Source organism: Paenibacillus sp. QJM3NY_38, from assembly GCF_056173265.1.
Genome location: NZ_CM149665.1, coordinates 1894830 through 1914370, shown reverse-complemented (window position 1 = coordinate 1914370; position 19541 = coordinate 1894830). Strand labels below are relative to the sequence as shown.

15 protein-coding genes and 1 pseudogene are annotated in these 19541 nt (G+C 51.2%); 4 read left to right on the top strand and 12 right to left on the bottom strand.

What is annotated here, in order from left to right:
• Positions 1-265: 265 nt before the first annotated feature.
• The 7 genes from glcT to AC0VZ8_RS08380 all read right to left on the bottom strand — a co-directional run bounded on the left by glcT (position 266) and on the right by AC0VZ8_RS08380 (position 8649).
• Positions 266-1123, bottom strand: coding sequence for a glucose PTS transporter transcription antiterminator GlcT (gene glcT / locus AC0VZ8_RS08410; RefSeq protein ID WP_194541539.1), 858 nt, complete (start codon positions 1121-1123; stop codon positions 266-268).
• A 148-nt stretch (positions 1124-1271) separates the two neighbouring features.
• Positions 1272-2801: a flotillin family protein gene (locus AC0VZ8_RS08405; RefSeq protein WP_260064394.1), complete on the bottom strand. Its 1530-nt coding sequence runs from the start codon at positions 2799-2801 to the stop codon at positions 1272-1274.
• 4 nt (positions 2802-2805) lie between these two features.
• Entirely contained in the window at positions 2806-3339 is a 534-nt protein-coding gene (locus AC0VZ8_RS08400) for an NfeD family membrane protein (protein WP_071222800.1), read from the bottom strand.
• A gap of 202 nt (positions 3340-3541) precedes the next feature.
• Positions 3542-4705: an iron-containing alcohol dehydrogenase gene (locus AC0VZ8_RS08395; protein ID WP_475486609.1), complete on the bottom strand. Its 1164-nt coding sequence runs from the start codon at positions 4703-4705 to the stop codon at positions 3542-3544.
• Positions 4706-4870: 165 nt separating this feature from the next.
• Positions 4871-6460: a UDP-glucose--hexose-1-phosphate uridylyltransferase gene (locus AC0VZ8_RS08390; RefSeq protein ID WP_475486608.1), complete on the bottom strand. Its 1590-nt coding sequence runs from the start codon at positions 6458-6460 to the stop codon at positions 4871-4873.
• 19 nt (positions 6461-6479) lie between these two features.
• The gene (gene galE / locus AC0VZ8_RS08385; RefSeq protein ID WP_071222797.1) at positions 6480-7469 is read right to left on the bottom strand and encodes a UDP-glucose 4-epimerase GalE; all 990 of its coding nucleotides are present in this window, start codon (positions 7467-7469) and stop codon (positions 6480-6482) included.
• 1 nt (position 7470) lies between these two features.
• Positions 7471-8649: a galactokinase gene (locus tag AC0VZ8_RS08380; RefSeq protein WP_475486607.1), complete on the bottom strand. Its 1179-nt coding sequence runs from the start codon at positions 8647-8649 to the stop codon at positions 7471-7473.
• Positions 8650-8842: 193 nt separating this feature from the next.
• On the opposite strand from AC0VZ8_RS08380, the gene AC0VZ8_RS08375 reads away from it, so the two are divergent.
• A complete protein-coding gene (locus AC0VZ8_RS08375) occupies positions 8843-9703 on the top strand; it encodes an AraC family transcriptional regulator (protein ID WP_071222795.1) in 861 nt (286 codons plus the stop codon).
• Positions 9704-9835: 132 nt separating this feature from the next.
• Here AC0VZ8_RS08375 and mgrA read toward each other — a convergent pair whose 3' ends face one another.
• The 3 genes from mgrA to AC0VZ8_RS08360 all read right to left on the bottom strand — a co-directional run bounded on the left by mgrA (position 9836) and on the right by AC0VZ8_RS08360 (position 12534).
• A complete protein-coding gene (gene mgrA / locus AC0VZ8_RS08370; RefSeq protein ID WP_260064453.1) occupies positions 9836-10852 on the bottom strand; it encodes an L-glyceraldehyde 3-phosphate reductase in 1017 nt (338 codons plus the stop codon).
• A 124-nt stretch (positions 10853-10976) separates the two neighbouring features.
• Positions 10977-11729, bottom strand: coding sequence for an NAD-dependent protein deacylase (locus AC0VZ8_RS08365; RefSeq protein WP_475486606.1), 753 nt, complete (start codon positions 11727-11729; stop codon positions 10977-10979).
• A 37-nt stretch (positions 11730-11766) separates the two neighbouring features.
• On the bottom strand, positions 11767-12534 hold the full coding sequence (locus tag AC0VZ8_RS08360) for an HAD family hydrolase (protein ID WP_475486605.1): 768 nt from the start codon (positions 12532-12534) through the stop codon (positions 11767-11769).
• Positions 12535-12743: 209 nt separating this feature from the next.
• On the opposite strand from AC0VZ8_RS08360, the pseudogene AC0VZ8_RS08355 reads away from it, so the two are divergent.
• Positions 12744-12983: pseudogene (locus AC0VZ8_RS08355) on the top strand (KGG domain-containing protein); the annotation flags it as partial.
• Between the two features lie 238 nt (positions 12984-13221).
• Positions 13222-14910, top strand: coding sequence for a dihydroxy-acid dehydratase (gene ilvD / locus AC0VZ8_RS08350; protein WP_475486604.1), 1689 nt, complete (start codon positions 13222-13224; stop codon positions 14908-14910).
• A gap of 133 nt (positions 14911-15043) precedes the next feature.
• Here the strand turns inward: ilvD and AC0VZ8_RS08345 are convergent, their stop codons facing one another.
• Positions 15044-16426, bottom strand: a complete 1383-nt coding sequence (locus tag AC0VZ8_RS08345) for a polysaccharide deacetylase family protein (RefSeq protein WP_475486603.1) — start codon at positions 16424-16426, stop codon at positions 15044-15046.
• A gap of 142 nt (positions 16427-16568) precedes the next feature.
• Between AC0VZ8_RS08345 and AC0VZ8_RS08340 the strand changes: the two genes are divergently transcribed.
• Entirely contained in the window at positions 16569-17732 is a 1164-nt protein-coding gene (locus AC0VZ8_RS08340) for an AI-2E family transporter (RefSeq protein ID WP_071222789.1), read from the top strand.
• Here the strand turns inward: AC0VZ8_RS08340 and AC0VZ8_RS08335 are convergent.
• The gene (locus AC0VZ8_RS08335) at positions 17681-19471 is read right to left on the bottom strand and encodes a peptidoglycan D,D-transpeptidase FtsI family protein (RefSeq protein ID WP_475486602.1); all 1791 of its coding nucleotides are present in this window, start codon (positions 19469-19471) and stop codon (positions 17681-17683) included. The genes AC0VZ8_RS08340 and AC0VZ8_RS08335 overlap by 52 nt on opposite strands.
• Positions 19472-19541: the final 70 nt, after the last annotated feature.

The following is a 19541-nucleotide window of genomic DNA, read 5'->3' as shown; positions in this document are numbered from 1 at the left end:
TATCTAGTTGTGGTCACAAGCTGATTGTAGAGCATCATAAAACAACCAAATCAAAAAAAGGCATGAGTAACCACGGGAAAATGGATGGCTAATCTCATGGATTAGATTACCCAGAAATGGGTAATAACAACCAAATTCCTGCAATACTCATGCCTGATCGAATCAGTTACACGTTTGATTTGAAGTTTTATGCTTCATAACTGTTCGTATTGTAACACCGTTCATTTTTCGTTGCAACCACATGGTAAGGGACTTAATAAAATCTTCACATTTGCTCGCCCTGCTCTTTGCGCTGGACCAGCCGCTCCAGATGAATGGTCAAATAACCGGCCTCGGCGGGATATACAGGCTTTTTCAGCCGCTGCTCCATCATCTTCGTCAGTTTCCATGCCAAGGAATACGTTTCGGGATATTCGCGCTTCAGCAGACCATCCAATGAACTCGTCTCGTTCACCGCTTCTCCCCGCCGAATCCGCTCCAGGGCAAACCGGAGATGAGTCAGCAGACGGGAATAATCCAAGGTATCCCTCGGGATGGCATAATCCAGCTGCTGTTCAACGGTACGTACTAAATCCGCAATCAGTTCCGAATGCTTGCGAACCTCCGAAATGTGCTGGTTTGTGAGGGCACCGTGAAAATGAAGGGCAATGAATCCGATTTCTTCTTGGCCCAAGTCGACCCCAAGCTTCTCCCGGATGGTACGGACGGCGTATTCCGCCATCTCGTACTCTTCAGGATACATCTCTTTGGTTTCGTATAAAAAAGGATTATGGATATAGAGACCTTGGGCATGACGTTTAATGGCAAATGCAATATGATCAGTCAACGCTATGTGGATATGCTCATTCAGAGGAGCGTCGCTGGATTTGGCAGCATTCAGAATAATGTCATTCATCGCCTCAATCAGTTTCTCATCGATATGAGGCACCAACTGCTTATACTGCTCCTGCTCCTCCGGTTTGGTCAAAATGAACATCTTCTCGGCAGCGGAGGCCGGGATAAGGTCTTTATTCTTCCGGTTAAAGCCTATTCCCTTGCCAATAACAACAACCTCGCCATGTTGAGGATGCTTCGCTATGATTACATTATTGTTCAACACTTTAGCCACTTGTAAGCTGCTCACGTTTGCACCTCTTTTTGATTCATACGCGTATACTCGGATATCTTATCAGAAATATAAGTGCGCGGCAAAATCATATGTGGTTGCCAAAGTCTCCAAAGTGCCGTACCGCTGCCTGTGACCGCTATCCCAGTCATACTTGCCGCTCGCTCTACTCTTCCTTAGCAGCACTTGTCTCAACAGGCACCGGTACAAGTTCCTGTTCAACAGCTACCGGCTTTTGGACTGGAGAAGCTTTCTTCGTCGTCAATCCCTTAATCAGTTCTTCCACATCAATCCCTGACACACTCTTCAGCATTTCAGGCGCAGTGGACATCAGCTCGGTCACATAATTGCTCACGCGAGCCGCACCTTCGCCTTTGCCTGTATCTACAACCGTCAGCTTGTCGATGGACGAAATTGGCTGAGCAATCTTGCCGGCAAGCTCAGGCAGCATTTTTACGATGATATCGAGCACAGCAGCTTCTCCAAACTTCTGGAACGCTTCGGCAAGTTTCTCCTTGGCATCGGCTTCGGCAATACCGCGCAGGCGGATGACTTCGGCTTCGGCCGTACCTTTGGCACGCTCGGCATCCGCAACGGCCAGACCATCCAGGCGCTTCTGTTCGGCAGACGCTTTGGCCTGGGTTTCGATGGAGTACTGCAAGGCATCCGCTTCGCGCATCTTACGGGCCTTATCCGCTTCGGCCGCCTGCTCAACGGCATAGCGATCCGCTTCGGCTTTCTTCTTCACGTCCGCGTCGTACTGCTTCTCGCGAATCATGATTTCTTTTTCCTGCAGATCGATTTCGCGCTCTTTACGAACGAGCTCAACCTTCATTTGTTCCTCAACTGCCGTCTGTCTGGCACGGGCTTCCTGGATATGATAAGCTTGGTCCGCTTCGGCCTTGGCCGTATCCTGCTCCTTCTTAAAGGAAGCGACCTTCAGCTCCCGCTCCTTCTCGGCTTCCGCGATATTCGTATCGCGTACGACCTCGGCCTTCTGTCCTTCTTCCTCCGCGCGCGCTTTTTGAATCCGCGCGTCGCGCATCGCTTCGGCTTCGGCAATCTCCGCATCCCGCTTTACGGTAGCGATCCGCGGTTTACCCAGCGCTTCCAGATATCCATGCTTGTCGCGAACGTCCTTAATGGTAAAGGATACAATCTGCAGACCCATCTTCTTAAGGTCTCTTGCAGCGACACCCTGAACTTCCTGCGCGAACTTGTCGCGGTTACGGTATACTTCCTCTACCGTCATGGAACCGAGAATGGCACGAAGATGACCTTCCAGCACTTCCTGTGCTTCGCCTTTCAGCGCTTCAATCGGCTTGCCCATGAATTGCTCGGCTGCTGTTGCCACGTCTTCGATCGAGCTTCCCACTTTTATGATGGCTACCCCATCGGCCATAACCGGAACGCCTTGCTCCGTGTACACTTCAGGTGTCATAACATCCAGTTTATGAGATAAAAGCGATACAAATTCGGAGCGCTGAAATACGGGGAGTATAAAAGCGCCGCCGCCGCGAACGATTTTGATTTTGCGGCCGGATTCATCCTCCGATAAATTTTTGCTTCCCAAAAAAGAACCGGTTACGATCATCGCTTCATCCGGACTCACCGTTTTGTAACGGGCCCAGAACGCAAGTCCTAACACAACAATGACACCTACGACAATTGACGGAATTACTAAGTATTCTGGCATTGAATCAATCCTCTCCTTTTCGTTCTTCCAGTTCGGACACTCTCAGGACACCCTCAACAACGTCAACAACCACCACGCGGACTCCTGCGGGAAGATTTTGGCGATCAAAGCTAGACGCGATGTGCGTTGTGTTGCCTGCGCCAATCTTGACCATCACTTCGCCGAATCCCTCTGCAGGAAGCGGTACGGTGACAATGCCGATCATCCCAGCCAGCTCCTTGATAGAGAAGCCCGTCGAGTTCTCGCTGTTCTCCATCGGTTTCACGTACCCGAAATAGACGAGAATCGAAATGACGATAGCCGCTAAGATAGACAGCGTTACATGGGCACCTGCCGCCAATTCCGTGTATTTCGTCAGCATGATTCCGGTACCGCCAAATACGGTGATTCCTCCAGCGATCACAACCGGATTGAAAAAATCCACTGACAAAAAGTCCAACAATCCGTCAAGCGCCGAGCTAAGTATGTCGCCAAGCACCACGGTTACGATGGCAAATATCACGCCTCCGATCAGACAGCCCCAATATAACGCTTCCATGTTGATTGCCCCCTCTGAAATCCCTTACTGTGTATAACAAGTAATACGGCAAAATGTTTGCTAAAGTTTCAATTATTTCCCTCAAACGTATGGAAATCTCTTCATATCTATATTCGACACACCCGCAAAAAAGCCTGCACGGCATGAACCGGCAGGCTTTATAACCATTTCAATTCCTTGTCATATAACGACAGGACAACCCTTATAGCGACATCCGATAAATCTCCACGACGACTTCACGCTGCAGCTTGCGGAAGTTGCCAAAAGGACCAAATCGCATCGCCTTATCGGCCATTGCCTCGATCTGGCTGTCGTCAATATCGTACGCCCCCAGCGTGCTTGGCGCACCGATGGAAGACCAGAAGCGGCGAAGCGCTTCGATCCCTTCCAATCCGACGGCTTCATCGGTCTTTCCTGCCGGGTCAACTCCGAATACGTTCACGGCAAGAGACTTAAAGCGCTGAGGATCCGCACTCCGATTATATTTCATCCAATTCGGGAACAGGATCGCCAAGCCGCCGCCGTGCGGAATGTCGTAAACGGCAGATACTGCGTGCTCGATATTATGGGTTCCCCAGTCGCCGGCCATCCCCATATTGATCATGCCGTTCAGCGCCATCGTACCGCAGTACATGATCGTCTCGCGGAGCTCGTAGTTCTCCAGGTCCTCAACCAGCTTCGGCGCCGTATCGATAACGGTCCGAAGGATCGTCTCGCAGAAGCCGTCCTGCACCGGCGTGTTGGTATCCTGGTGGAAGTAATGCTCCAGTACGTGAGACATGATATCCACGATACCGTACACCGTTTGATCCCTCGGAAGGGACAACGTATGTACAGGGTCAAGAATGGAAAATGCAGGGTAAGCATGAGGGCTTCCCCAGCCCATCTTCTCTTGGGTTACTTCATTGGTGATAACGGATCCGCCGTTCATCTCCGATCCGGTTGCAGCCATCGTAAGCACGGTTCCAAGTGGGAGACCCGCTTGCGGAACGGCTTTGCGTTCGACGAAATCCCACATATCTCCGTCGTATTTAGCACCAACGGCGATGGCCTTGGAGCAGTCAAGGACGCTTCCACCGCCAACGGCCAGTATAAGATCAATGTTATGCTCCCTGCACAATGCCACGCCTTTGTGGACCGTCGACAGGCGCGGATTCGGTTCCACACCGGCAAGCTCCGTTACCACCGCATTCGCTTCCTTCAGTAACGCGATAACCTGATCGAACAGCCCGCTGCGCTTGATGCTGCCGCCACCATATACAAGCAATACGTTCCGGCCGTATTTAGCCACTTCACCACTTAAAGCGCTCAGCTTGCCCTTACCAAAAATCAACTGAGTCGGATTATGAAAGACAAAAGGTCTCATGTACATTACCTCCATCGCATCTGGTTCGCATCTATTTTTTATCTTGCATGCTTTTTCATTCTATACCATTCCCCTTATGCAAAACAAACAGCCGTCCTTCTCCAGAAAGATCGGCTGTTTGCATAATGATCAACTTCAATACATCATTTATCCATAAATGAATGTCTATTTGCTGCTTTGGACGTATCCCATATGGCTCAGGAATCGCTGAAATGCCTGTTGTCCTTCTGCCGTCTGTTTATATACTCCGGCATGCTCCAAAATCGTCGTGAACTTGTGGCCGACCTCCCGGCGAATCAGCTCGATCGCCCCGGCTTTATCCGGCACGGCTGTTTCCTGTCCACGCAGCTCCTCGATCCAGTCCCCGTGGACGGCAAGCGGATGGTCCGCAGCCTTGCTGTCCGCGTACAGTTCCTCGTTCCCCGCCAAGATGTCGGCGATTTGATCGAGCTCTTCCTTAAGCCTGCCCGGCAGGATCGCCAGCCCCATCACTTCGATCAGGCCGATGTTTTCCTTCTTGATGTGGAACATCTCCCGATGAGGATGGAAAATCCCTTCCGGATATTGCTCATTCGTGCGATTGTTCCGCAGAACCAGGTCCATCTCGTAGATGCCCTCGTCATTTCGGCGGGCAATCGGAGTAACCGTATTGTGGCGGACGCGCTCTCCGTCCACTTCGCTGAACGCTTCAATGTCTGCTGAAGGATCACTGTAGACTTTCCATGACTCGTAAATGCCGTTCGCGCATTCAAGAAGCGAATTCCGATCGCTTGAGGATAGCCGAATCACCGACATCGGCCACTTCACGATGGCCACGGATACATCTGGATAATCCGCGTGCGCAAACCCGGCCACCTTCGGTGCTTTCTGGATCGGGAAGGTATGCCGTCCTCCCTGGAAATGATCATGCGTGAGAATCGAGCCCCCGACAATGGGGAGATCCGCGTTCGATCCGAGAAAATAATGCGGATAAGCATCAACAAAACTCAAAAGGCGGGCAAGCGTCTCTTTGGTCAGCTTCATCGGCACATGGTCATGATGGAATACAATACAGTGCTCATTATAGTAAACATACGGCGAGTATTGGAAAAACCACGGTTCCCCGTTTAGCTCCAACGGAATAATGCGCAGGTTTTGCCGTGCCGGGTGATTGACTCTGCCTGCGTAACCGACATTCTCGCGGCAGAGCTGGCATTTCGGATAAACCGGCGGAGGCAGCAGTTTAGCCATGGCGATTTCCTTCGGACTTTTCTCCGGCTTGGAGAGATTGATGGTAATCTCAATATCGCCATACGGGCTGGCGTGCCGCCAGTATTCATTTTTGGCTACGCGATCCATGCGAATGTAGTTGGAGTCGATGCATAGATTGTAAAATTGGCGGGTTGCCGCAATGATCCCCTGCTCCTGCTGGACCGTCCGGAACTGAGCCGTTACGTCCGAAGGTCTCGCCATGAGCCGACCCATGATTTTGGCGTCCAGCAAATCCCGGTACGTATCGGTATTCTCGGGAATCATTCCATGCGCTGCACCGTAATCGATCATCACGTCGAGCATAGCCTGCGGCCCATCCGGTACAGGGCCGTTCACTTCGTCTCCGTACGGCTCGCTGAACCCGAAATCCTCCAGCAGCAGATTGCGGCTGTAATCCGCATCCGCTGCTTGGATAAGACCTTTATGAAGTGCAAAACGCACAAGCATTTCAATTGCATGAAGAACCTGCTTGGATTCGGGAGTTCCTGATGTTGCTGCATTCATCGTCATCGTCCCCCTTGGATTAATTGTCACCGTAACCGTCCGGGTGACTGCTGTGCCATTTCCACGCGCTCTCGATAATCTCTTCCAGCGTCGTTCTGGATGGGGTCCATCCGAGAACGGTACGTGCTTTATCCGAAGATGCTACCAACACGGCAGGGTCACCGGCACGCCGCGCCTCCATGACAACCGGAATGTCAGCCCCCGTCACCTGCTTTGAGGTCTCGATAACCTCCTTAACCGAGAACCCGAGTCCATTGCCAAGGTTAAACACATTGCTGGACTCTCCGCGGCGGAGGTAATCAACCGCGCGCAGATGAGCGTTCGCAAGATCGCTGACATGAATGTAGTCACGGACACAAGTGCCGTCAGGTGTTGAATAATCGTCGCCAAACACCGAGATGCTTGGGCGCTGTTTCAAAGCGGTTTGCAGGACAAGCGGGATCAGATGGCTCTCCGGACGGTGATCCTCGCCGATTTTTCCGCTGGCATGCGATCCGGCTGCATTGAAGTAACGAAGGGACACATACTTCACGCCAAGCACGGTATCAAACCAGGACATCATCCGTTCCATCATCAGCTTGGTTTCCCCGTACACGTTCGTCGGCTGCGTACGGTCCGTTTCCTCGATCGGCACCTTCTCAGGCTCGCCGTAGGTTGCTGCCGTTGACGAGAAGACGATCTTCCGGACACCCGCTTCATTCATGGCTTCCAGCAGGCAGAGCGTTCCGTATACGTTGTTATCGTAATATTTCACCGGATCCTTCATGCTCTCGCCAACCAGTGAATTCGCGGCAAAGTGGATAACGGCATCAATATCGTTTTCCGAGAACAACTGCTTCAGCAGCGCCTTGTCGCGCAGATCGCCGACATACAGCTTTCCACCCAGCAGCGCTTCGCGATGTCCCGTCTCCAGGCTGTCGATCACAACAACTTCTTCCCCTTGCTCCAACAGCTCCGCTACGGTATGAGAACCGATATATCCCGCACCGCCAGTCACTAAAATAGCCATATTATTCGCCCTCCTTCACTTCATGCACACCTTGACCTACGCCGCATACATAGAAGTCCGGCTTCAGTCCCGTTCTGGCTTCGTACTGCTGCCCCACCTCCGCAATGAAACGCTCCACCGCATCCTCGTGTACGAGAGATACCGTACAGCCTCCAAAGCCGGCTCCTGTCATTCTGGAACCCAGCGTGCCCGGAATCCGCTGTGCTTCTTCCACCAGCGCATCCAGCTCGTCGCCTGTTACTTCGTACAGATAACGCAAGGAGTCGTGGGACTGATTCATATATTGTCCGAATGCTTCCAGATCTCCGTTCCTCAAAGCCTTCACGGAATCATGCACACGCTGGTTTTCCTCAACGACATGCTGGGCACGTCTACGGACGGTTTCATCCCGGATGCTGTCCTGTAGGCTGGCGAATTGATCCGGATTCAGCTGAGCGAGATACGATAACGCCGGCAGCTCCTTCTGCAAAATTTCCAATGCGCGGTCACACTCGCTGCGGCGTTCATTGTATTTGGAATCAACGAGTCCGCGCCGTTTGTTGGTATTCGAAATCACGATTTTGTAAGCTCCGGTCCGGAATGGAACCAGTTCGTATTCGAGCGTATCGCACATTAACAGAATGGCATGATCCTGCTTGCCGTTGGCTACGGCGAATTGATCCATAATGCCGGAGTTGACGCCGACGAACAGGTTCTCCACCCGCTGCGAAAGCTTCGCAATCTCTACCGTATCCGTCTCCTTGCCTTCCATCTTCAAGAAGGCGTAAGCCGTGACCACTTCGATGGACGCCGAGGACGAGAGACCCGCGCCGTTCGGAATATCTCCATGGTAAAGCAGGTCGTAACCGCTGCTAAGGTTACAGCCGATTTTATTCAGCTCCGTTAGGACGCCAACCGGATAATCTGTCCATTGATCGCTTTTGTAGCCATAATCCTCATCCAGGCTGATCGTTAATTCATAAGGGATGTTGGTGGATGAAAAGCTCACCTTGTTATCGTCGCGAGGCCTTATAATCAAGGTCGTGCCAAACTCCAAGGCGGCCGGGAGCACGTAGCCTCCGTTATAATCCAAATGCTCCCCGATCAGGTTCACGCGGCCGGGCGCGTTAAATATGCGAACCTTATGCTGGCTCTCACCGTGCTTGTCCATAAATCTTTCCATAAGCTGTTCCGTCGTCACTGCCCATCACTCCATCCTGTACATATGGTAGTTTTACTGTCTTCAGTATAATGGAAATCTCGTTAACCGATAATGAAATCTTGTGCGTTACATATGGATTTATGTGACTTCTGGAGGTACAATAAATTCATAGAATCAACCCTGTCCTCACAGTTCCTCTTTTTCCCAAACTTATTGTAAAGGAAAATGAATAATGAAACCAACCTATTCTGTTGCTTCCAATCCTGCGCAGCAAGGCAGCGATTCGCTTCACGTCCGATTCGCCGGCGAGAGCCAGACCTTGCCGGAGCATGCATTGGGTCCGAAAATATACGATCATTACTTATTGCATATCATCGAGTCGGGACATGGCATATTCCGAACCGAAACCGACAGGTATCAGCTCGGCCCCGGCGACTGTTTCCTGATCCATCCCGGTCAGATTGTCAGTTATGTATCCGATGCGAGCCATCCCTGGCGTTACCGATGGGTCGCCTTTGATGGAGAACACGCCGGCGAAGGGGTACACCGTTCGGGACTCACCCCCGAAAAGCCTGTCCTCCATCTCATGGAGAACAACCCGATTCCGGGCTACGTGTCCCTCATTCAAAGCCATTTTCAATCCAGGGAGGAGAGCTCCCATATCGCCGCCATCGGTTATATGCATTTAATCTGGGCCGAGATCATGAACCGGAGTGACCGACCGTCCCGTTTAACGCTGGCAGAGCCGCAGGTTCAGCGCACGGTGAAGCAGATGATCAGTTATATGGCTTCCCAATACGCCCATCCCGTCTCGATTGAACAAATGTGCGCAAGCCTGGGCTACAACCGGGCGTACCTGTCGCGCATCTTCAAGCAGGAAACGGGCATGACTCCGATTACGTATCTGCTTAAATTAAGAATCGACCAATCCAAGCGGCTGCTGCGCGAACGTCCCGATTTGTCCATCGAGCAGGTTTCCGCATCCGTTGGACTCACCGATCCGCTCTATTTCTCGCGTCAGTTCAAGCGTCTCGTCGGTCGATCCCCTACAAGGTACCGCAAGGATATCCTCTCATCATCCGCACTTTCTTAACGATATCGTTTGCCCGATATATCTGAACGAAAAAGGAGCGCCTGTCAGGTCTGTCATCCATCCTGAGGCGCTCCATTCATGTAGCTTGGTATCTATGTTATGTGTTCAGCATGCAATCCTTAGTGGTAATCATTATCCCTCCGCAGAAGAGGCGTTCTCCGTTTTCAGGATCGCTTCAATGCGATCCAGTTCTTCCTTCGAGAACTCCAGGTTGTTCAAGGCAGCCACATTGTCCTCGATCTGGCTCACCTTGCTTGCCCCAATCAGGGCAGATGTCACCCGGCCGCCGCGTAGGACCCAAGCGAGAGCGAATTGGGCGAGACTCTGATTCCGCGCTTGAGCGATTTGGTTCAAAGCTCTGATCTTGCGCAGCACTTCTGGCGTGATATTGCTTTCGTTCAAGAATACGGATGCGCTTGCGGCGCGTGAATCGCCGGGCACGCCATTCAAATATTTGTTGGTCAATAGTCCTTGAGCCAGCGGAGTGAAGGCGATGCTTCCGACCCCGTTCTCTTCCAGGACATCGAGCAGTCCGTTCTCCACCCAGCGGTCCAGCATGGAGTAGCTTGGTTGATGGATGAGCAGCGGAGTTCCCAGGCTTTTCAGAATCGAGATCGCTTCCCGCGTCTTCTCCGGCGAATAATTGGAGACTCCGACATATTGCGCCTTGCCTGAACGAACAAGATGGTCCAGCGCTACCATGGTTTCCTCAAGCGGCGTTTCCGGATCCATCCGATGATGATAGAAAATATCGACATAGTCCAGGCCCATACGCTTCAAGCTCTGATCGAGACTTGCAACCAAATATTTACGCGAACCGAAGTCGCCGTAAGGTCCCGGCCACATATAATAGCCCGCTTTGGACGAAATGACGAGCTCATCACGGTATGCCTTAAGATCTCTTGAGAGAACTTTACCAAACGTCTCTTCGGCAGAGCCTGCAGGCGGTCCGTAATTGTTCGCCAGATCGAAGTGGGTAATTCCCAAATCGAAGGAGCGCGTTATCATATTACGCCCGTTTTCATACGTGTCGACACCACCGAAATTATGCCATAATCCAAGGGAGATCGCCGGAAGTTTCAATCCGGATCGCCCCACGCGGTTATACTTCATTCCTTCATAGCGGTCTTCGCTAGCCACATAGGTCACTTGCAATCCCTGCCTCTCTAAGTGATAGGTCCATTGCTAAATTCCATCTTATCGTGTTTGGTCGTCCTTTGACAAGAAAACGATTACAGTCATAGGTGCAACAGCGCGTCCGCCGCTATCGCCGTTACGTGTTGATCAGCTTATCCACCTGCGTCAAGACCTGACCGATCCGATCCGCAATCAAAAGGCCTGCGCGGTGATCGTAAGGGGTTGGATCTGCATTCAGCAAAGCTACCTTGCTCCCATGAAAATAGGATATCAAACTCGCAGCGGGGTGTACCGTCAGCGAAGTCCCGCCAATAATCAACAAATCTGCCGTCGATATTTCCTGGATCGAGCGCATGATGATGTTCTGATCCAATTCCTCTTCATACAGCACGACATCCGGACGCACCAGTCCTCCGCAATCCTTGCAGCGTGGGACGGTTTCCTTGATGTCCAGAATATCCTGGAGGCTGTAGAACCGGGAGCAATCCATGCAATAATTGCGGTGCACAGAGCCGTGAAGCTCCAGCACCTCGGAGCATCCGGCGGTCTGATGCAAACCGTCAATATTTTGCGTGATCACCGACTTCAGCTTACCGTCATGCTCCAGTCTCGACAATAACCGGTGACAGCCGTTCGGCTGCGCATGCGGATGAAGCATCTTGCTTCGGTAAAAGTCGTAAAACACTTCCGGATGTTTCATGAAAAAAGTGTGGCTGAGCATGACCTCCGGCGGATACGGAGATTGGTGCTCGCTCTGGTATAGTCCGGCTGCCGAACGGAAGTCAGGAATCCCGCTCTCCGTGGAGGTACCGGCTCCCCCGAAAAAAACAATGTAGTCGCTTGCTTCGATCCATGTTGCCAACTGCTCGATCTTTTCCCTGTTCTCCACTCTTTTACACCTCCGTACAGCCCTTAAATTAACACGTCTACCTGTACACGTCTAATTCATTATAATCGGATATGACGACATCGGCATCTGTCAGATGTACAGGTTCCCCTTCATCTGTCATTAAACCCACAGCCAGAGCCGCGCCTGCTTGCTTCGCCATTTGCATATCCGCGTTGCTGTCACCGATCACCACCGCTTCCTCGGGCATAATCCCAAGCAGACGGCAAGCGGTCTCGGTCATTTCCGGGTGCGGCTTGCCGTTTCGAACCTGATCTCTTCCCAAAATGGCTGTAAATGAAGTGTGTAGCCCCATCCACTCCAGCTGTTCCTTGGCATTAGAGGTGTCGTCCGAAGTCACCACAGCCATCTTCACGGACGCCAAGCTGCATTTCTTCAGAAAATTCTCCAGCCCGGGCATCGGGAATGCCGGCTTCTGCTGACGAACCTCATACATGGCGTTTTTCGTAATCTGATGGACCTGCATAATCGCTTCGTTCCAGGGCATTCCTGCAGCGTACAGCTGCCAAGCCAGCAGCCCGTTCGTCTCCTCCACGGTACCCATGGCGAGAGGACCCTGAACGTCGTACCCCGTCATACGTCCGCTTGCATCATGCTTAGTGCCCAGCACCTGCTCTTTAGGCAGCGTGAAGCCGGCTCCCATTAATCCCAGCCGTTCCTCCATGAACTTGAGCACATAATCGGCCCATCCTCCCCACAGCGCCATAAAATGGAGCAGCGTTCCGTCTTTATCAAACAAAATCCCTTTGCAGGGAACGGTTCGTCCCTTCACTTGAACAAACGGCAATGTTAAAAAACCTCCCTATCCTATTCTTGATCATACTCTTATTAAACCATGAAATAAACTCTGATTTAAGCGGAAATAACGCCGGACTAAGAAATCGATCCGAAATGGAAATTTACCAATCTTTAGTCGAATGTTTTGATTCATGACAAATAAGCCGTGGTAAGTAACATATACGCATAGCAAATACGACGGTAAAGGAGTGATTTGTGATGGCAACAAGCAGCAATCGAAAGATGACCCGCGAAGAAGCAGGACGTCTTGGCGGCGAAGCGACCGCGAAAAAACACAGCCGAGAATTCTACCAGGAAATCGGTAAAAAAGGCGGCAAAGCGACGTCCAAGAACCATAGCCGCGAGTTTTACCAGGAAATCGGTCAAAAGGGCGGCGAAGCCACCTCGCGGAATCATAATCGTGAATTCTATCAGGAAATTGGCCGCAAAGGCGGCAAGAAATAGCATCACCACTCAAAAAGGAGCCTGATCCCACCCAAGGGAAACAGGCTCTTTGCATGCCATCGCAGCTGGCGTCTTTCCATTGCTTCCTATTAATATCATTGTAGAAAAACCTACCTTTTTGTGATAGACTCATTTAAAACCTATTCGCTGATTACAGGTACCCGGCTGCTTTGCCGGAAGACCGCGCTAAAGCGTAACAATTTTATAATAGATCTGGGGGGAAATCGACATCATGACAACCAAAAAAATGCGTTCAGACATGATCAAAAAAGGCTTTGACCGCGCGCCGCACCGCAGCCTTCTGCGTGCAGCAGGCGTTAAGGAAGAGGATTTCGGCAAACCGTTCATCGCCGTATGTAACTCTTACATCGACATCGTTCCGGGTCATGTGCATCTTCAGGAATTCGGTAAAATCGTGAAGGAAGCGATCCGTGAAGCTGGCGGCGTTCCGTTCGAATTCAACACCATTGGCGTGGATGACGGAATTGCCATGGGTCATATCGGCATGCGCTACTCGCTGCCAAGCCGCGAGATCATAGCGGACTCCCTGGAAACCGTCGTATCGGCTCACTGGTTCGATGGCATGGTGTGTATCCCGAACTGTGACAAAATCACGCCCGGCATGCTGATGGGTGCCCTGCGCGTTAATATCCCTACGGTGTTTGTCAGCGGCGGGCCGATGAAAGCCGGCGTGGACAGCAAAGGCCGCAAATTGTCCCTGACCTCCGTATTTGAAGGCGTCGGCGCTCACCAGGTCGGCAAAATCAATGATGATGAGCTCCTGGAACTGGAACAATTCGGTTGTCCAACCTGCGGTTCCTGCTCCGGCATGTTCACCGCCAACTCCATGAACTGTCTAGCCGAAGCGCTGGGTCTTGCTCTCCCTGGTAATGGTACCATTCTGGCCATCGCCGAAGAGCGTAAAGAGTTCGTCAAGCAATCCGCCAAACAATTGATGGAGCTCGTCAAAATGGACCTCAAGCCGCGTGATATCGTAACCGTTGAAGCAATCGACAACGCGTTTGCGCTGGATATGGCGATGGGCGGTTCCACCAACACCGTGCTTCATACGCTGGCTCTCGCACAAGAAGCCGGTCTCGATTACCCACTGGAGCGGATCAACGAAGTTGCTGACCGCGTTCCTCACATCTCCAAGCTGGCTCCAGCTTCGGATTACTTTATTGAAGACGTACACTTGGCAGGTGGTGTGAGCGCGGTTCTGCATGAGCTTCTCAAGAAGCCGGGCGCACTGCACGGGGATCGCATCACTGTAACAGGCAAGACGCTGGCCGAGAACGTAGCGGGCTGTGAAATCCAGGATCAGAACGTCATCCATCCGATCGATTCCCCGTATTCCGAACGCGGCGGTCTCGCGGTACTATATGGCAATCTGGCTCCTGAAGGTTCTATCATCAAAGTCGGTGCCGTTGACCCATCGGTTGGCGGATACCATAAAGGGCCTGCTATCTGCTTTAACTCTCAGGACGAGGCGCTTAGCGGAATTGCCAACGGCAAGGTCAAGGAAGGTCATGTGGTTGTCATTCGTTATGAAGGGCCTAAGGGCGGACCTGGTATGCCGGAAATGCTGGCGCCGACCTCACAGATCGCAGGTATGGGACTCGGAGCCAAAGTCGGTCTGATCACAGACGGACGCTTCTCCGGTGCTTCCCGCGGTATCAGCATCGGACATATCTCGCCGGAAGCGGCGGAAGGCGGACCTATCGCTTTCGTTGAAGACGGAGATATCATCGAGCTTGACCTGAATAACCGGACCATTCAATTGCTGGACGTTTCCGACGAGGAAATGGCTGTACGCCGCAGCAAATGGGTTGACTTCGAACCGAAAGTGAAGACCGGTTATCTTGCTCGCTACTCGAAGCTTGTTACGAACGCCAGCTCAGGCGGCGTATTGAAAATCTAATTCATCATTCGTACAAAGCAAAGGGGTTATCCCTCGCAGGCATTGAAGCCTGCGGGGATAACCCCTTTTTAATATCCACGCTACATCTATTAGATAATCCAACATAATGACAGTAAACCATCGATTCGATGAACTACATGCCCTGCGATGCACCGGCAACCGCCAGGTCAGCCACATGTTCCTGCTCTATTTCCTGCTGCTCCTCGGATGGAGGCTGAATCTGACTCTTCTTCTCAGCATAACGCCCGATCAGAACATCCACCGGCATCATTAGCATTTTTGGCTCCATGATCTGACTGCCCTCTTTAAGACGGGCCTGCCCTTTCGGATGAATAACGCTAAGCAGCAGTTTCAGATACAGTCTGGACGAGCTTGCAAACAGTCCCCGCGGTAAATCCATGACATGAAATCCGAATTGCTCCGGTCCCCGTGAAATCATGGTTACAGCATACAATCCCTTGATATCCTTGTACTCAGGCCGTTCCAATACCATATTAGCCAGAGAAGGAAGATCATTCTGCACGGCACGAATCATTTTGATAGCGAGCTGCACTTCCGAACGGGAGCGGCTGCCGATCTCAAACAATTTTTTGTTATCAAAATGGAGTTCCAGCACCTGGTCTCCCTTTTCTAGCTGGCTGCCATCTTCCATCACGACCGTTTTGCCTGTAAAAGCGCGCTTTCGGAAATGCAGCATCGGATCTGCCGGCGAGACCGTTTTGAGCGCAAATACCGCATGAAATCCTTTTTCCCACAGAAGCCACAACGAGACAATCATACGCTTCAGAGGAGACAGTTTCTTCGCTTTCGCTTTGCTTTCCTTCGCCATCATATCGTCGATTCGGATGCTTCTCATTCCCTTCTGCTCTGCGACTTTCAGAACACGTTCTAGCGCGATCAGCATTTGCTCCGGTGCATCGGGATTCGCCCCCATTGTCGTGCCGCAATCATGTAGGAGCATAACCTCACCACCGTTAAGCTTGGAAAGCATTCGCTGGGTCAGCTTATCGGCGCCGATTTTGCTCCGCCAATCATTAAACATCGAGGACCATAGGATGATCCGGCAGCCGGTATTTTTGGCAAAATCAAATAAATTCACGATTCCCCACGGCGGTCTGTAATAACTCGATCGTTCACCAGTGATGGAGTAAATAATATCATCCGTGCGCTTGACTTGTTTACGGACAGTGACCGGCCGCATGAACCAATTGCTCTTGTGAACATAGTTGTGAATCCCGATCAGATGACCCTCACAATGAATGCGTTTTACAACTTCTGGATGTTTCTCGGCATGGGAACCCACCAGGAAAAACGTCGCCTTCATATTATACTGCTTCAAAAGATCCAGAAGTCTTGGTGTATAGAGCGGATCAGGACCATCATCAAAGGTTAAGGCAAAGTCGTTCGAGCCTGTTCCCCTGCGAAATACTCGGAAACCAAATATCCGGGTCAAGATGCCGGGAATAAATGCATAAAAAGATGAAAGGTAAAACAACCATAGCAGTAATGTTTGCATGCTAACTCCCCGCTTTTTATTTCTTTTTCTAATGAACCCACTATTATTATTTTAGCATAGCACTTAAAGAAATAGGCTTTTTTTTCACAAATCGTGTACAATGATATCAATTAATAAAGTATAAAGGAGCCGATATCCCACTATGCTTCCCTTGTATAAAAAATATTGGAGAACCGCCTTTGATATAGGTTTAATCGTGCTTACGGTTTACCTCATCATGTTCATATTCAGCAAGCTGTACCAAATTGCGGCTCCGGTGTTTTTATCTTTCCTCGTTTTCCTGATTATCGAGCCTTTCTCCAAATTTTTGCACCGCAGAGGGCTCCCGAAACCATTTGCCGCGGCAATATCCGTTCTGCTCTTCCTGCTCGTCATTCTGGGCGTCCTGTTCGGAGCAGGGGCTCTCATCGTGTCGCAGTTCATGAACCTGCAGGATAATTTGCCGGCTTACACCCAAACGATCCAGAAACATTTCTCGGAAACCCTCGTATTCCTGCAGACCAGGCTCGACGCCCTGCCACCGGATCTGACAGAACGTCTGAACGGTTATTTCCAAGACATCACTACCTTTGCCCAAGGTGCTGCAGAATCATTTTTCCATTATGTCGTCGGATTTATGGGGTCGTTCTCCTCGTTCATCGCGAATTTCGGGGTTGCGATTATCCTTGCCTTCTTCCTGAGCACTGAGATCGGCAGCTGGCGGAGAATCGCCAAAGACAAGACGCCGAGAACCCTCAAGACGGCTTTTGTTTTCCTCAAAGATAATGTATTCAAGGCAATTGGCTCCTATTTAAAAGCTCAGATGAAGCTGGTCAGCATTACCTTTGTTATTGTATATATAGGACTTCTGATATTAGGTACGGGAAATTCCCTGTCCGTTGCGCTCATCTGCGCCGTGTTCGATGTATTGCCGCTGCTGGGTGTTCCCGTTATTCTTATTCCGTGGATTACCTATTTGTTCATCGTCGGGAACACGGGACTCGCCATTGGCTTGATCGTGCTGCTTGCCGTGGTTGTCATTTCCAGACAGCTGCTCGAGCCTAAAATTACAGGAAACTCGATCGGCGTATCCTCTGCATTCCTGATGTTGTCCTTTATGATGATCTCGCTTTCCATTTTTGGAGTTGCCGGTTTGATCCTGGCGCCCATCCTGCTGATTCTCATCAAGGAACTGCTTACGCAGGGATATCTGAAGCAGTGGATCCGGCTGCCGAGCGAAGAATTCGATGTGTCTCCATGGGACATGTCCCGTTCTTACGCAGAGCCGGAAGCCGATTCAACCGAAGCCAAGAAATCGGAAACCTGACCGAATATGTCGGTTGCCTGATTGCTGCTGTTCGGGTTCCGATTCTCAACCAATACAGCCACGGCATAACGTGGCTTCTCCACTGGGCCGTACCCGACAAACCACTGGTTGTTTCGGGCACGGCCTTTCACTGTTACCTGGGCCGTACCGGATTTACCTGCAAGAGTCCATATGCGATTTTTTAATGAGCTGCCTGTTCCCTCTTCGACAACGTCCTTCATCCACCCGAGCAGAATGGAAGAGGTTTCCCGGGAAATACCTTTTCCAGATGTTCGTTCCTGTAAAGGATCCGTATCTTGCAGCAATTGTCCGTTAGCATACCGAATCTGCTGTAAAATACGGGGCTGGGTCTTCACCCCGCCATGAAGCAGCGTTACCATCGCATTGGCGGCTTGCAGCGGGGATACGGCAGCATCCCTTTGGCCTATGCCTGTCTGGACTCTAACACCTGCATCTGAGGCGTCAGCCGAGCTGGAAAATACCGTACCCTTCTCTTCATGATCCAACGGCGCAAAAGAACGGAGACCTAGAAACTGCTGAGATTTCCAACCTACCGTTTGCCCGAATCCCAGTGCGGCGGCCGCATCCGCCATTTGCTGAGCGGACAGTCTCTCCGCAAGTGTAGCAAATACAACGTTGCATGATTCCGCGAAGCCTTCACGAAGATCTATCGTTCCATGCCCCCCCTTTTTCCAGCAGGACATTCCAAACTTACCGTATTCGCCATCACAATGGAAATGTTCGTCTTCAGAGCTTAAACCATGCTCAAGTATGGCTGCAGCCGTGACCAGCTTGAAAATGGACCCTGGTGTGGCTGCCTTCAACCCACGATTCTCCCACTGACCATCCTTCGGATGAATCTGCTCCGGATTGTAGAATGGTCTTGAAACCATGGCCACGATATCCGCATTTCGGGCATCCAACACAACAACCGCCCCTTCTTTCATGCCCGCTTTCTCCGTTATAGCCTCAATCCCTTGTTGAATATCGATATCAATCGTGGTGGATATCCGTAACGGATAGTACCGATTGTCAGGCGCCTTCACCATGGGCTTGATATCCTGAATGACTTCATTGGTGCTGTTAACCGGAAAATAAACGATGGTCGGCCCTTGCCCCCGTATCAAGGAATCCATTGTTTTCTCCAAGCCACTGGTTCCGGTAACCACTGGATAATCGTCAAAGAACAGGCTTTCCTTACGCTGACCGGACACAAAACCAAGCCACTGCATTCCCGATTGGCGATTGCCGTATCGCTGCTCATAAGGAAGAACCTTGAGTTTCGGAAGTTCAAGCTCTTGAATCTGCGTTATCTCATCTTTGGTTAAGGAACGAGGAATGAGGGATTTGTCCCCATGCCACAATTCTGGTTCCTTTAACTTACCCCAAGTCTGTATCAAATGCTCCTTATTCGTTCCCAGTATACGGGCCAGCTTCACTAACTGATGATGGGAGTTCTTTAGTTCCTGCTCGCCAGCAGGAAACATCACGGCTGCCCAGATGAGTTTGCCCGTGAGCGGCTTTCCGTTCCGATCCGTAAAATGACCGCGACCCGAATCCAGCACAATGCCCCGCTCCCTCTGGATCAGCGATGCCTCAACCATCGTATGCCGGCTGCCGGGAACCCGCTGATGCTTCATCACAAGCTGCACCCATGCAAGACGCAGCGTCAATACGGCGATTAAAAGCGTGAGTATCAGCCATCCGTATGTAATTCGCTTATTGCGGATAAGCCTCATGTCTTGCTCCTCCAATATGGTCTATTGTCTCATCATTATTTCCATATGGAAGCTGCCTCAATCACCCTCG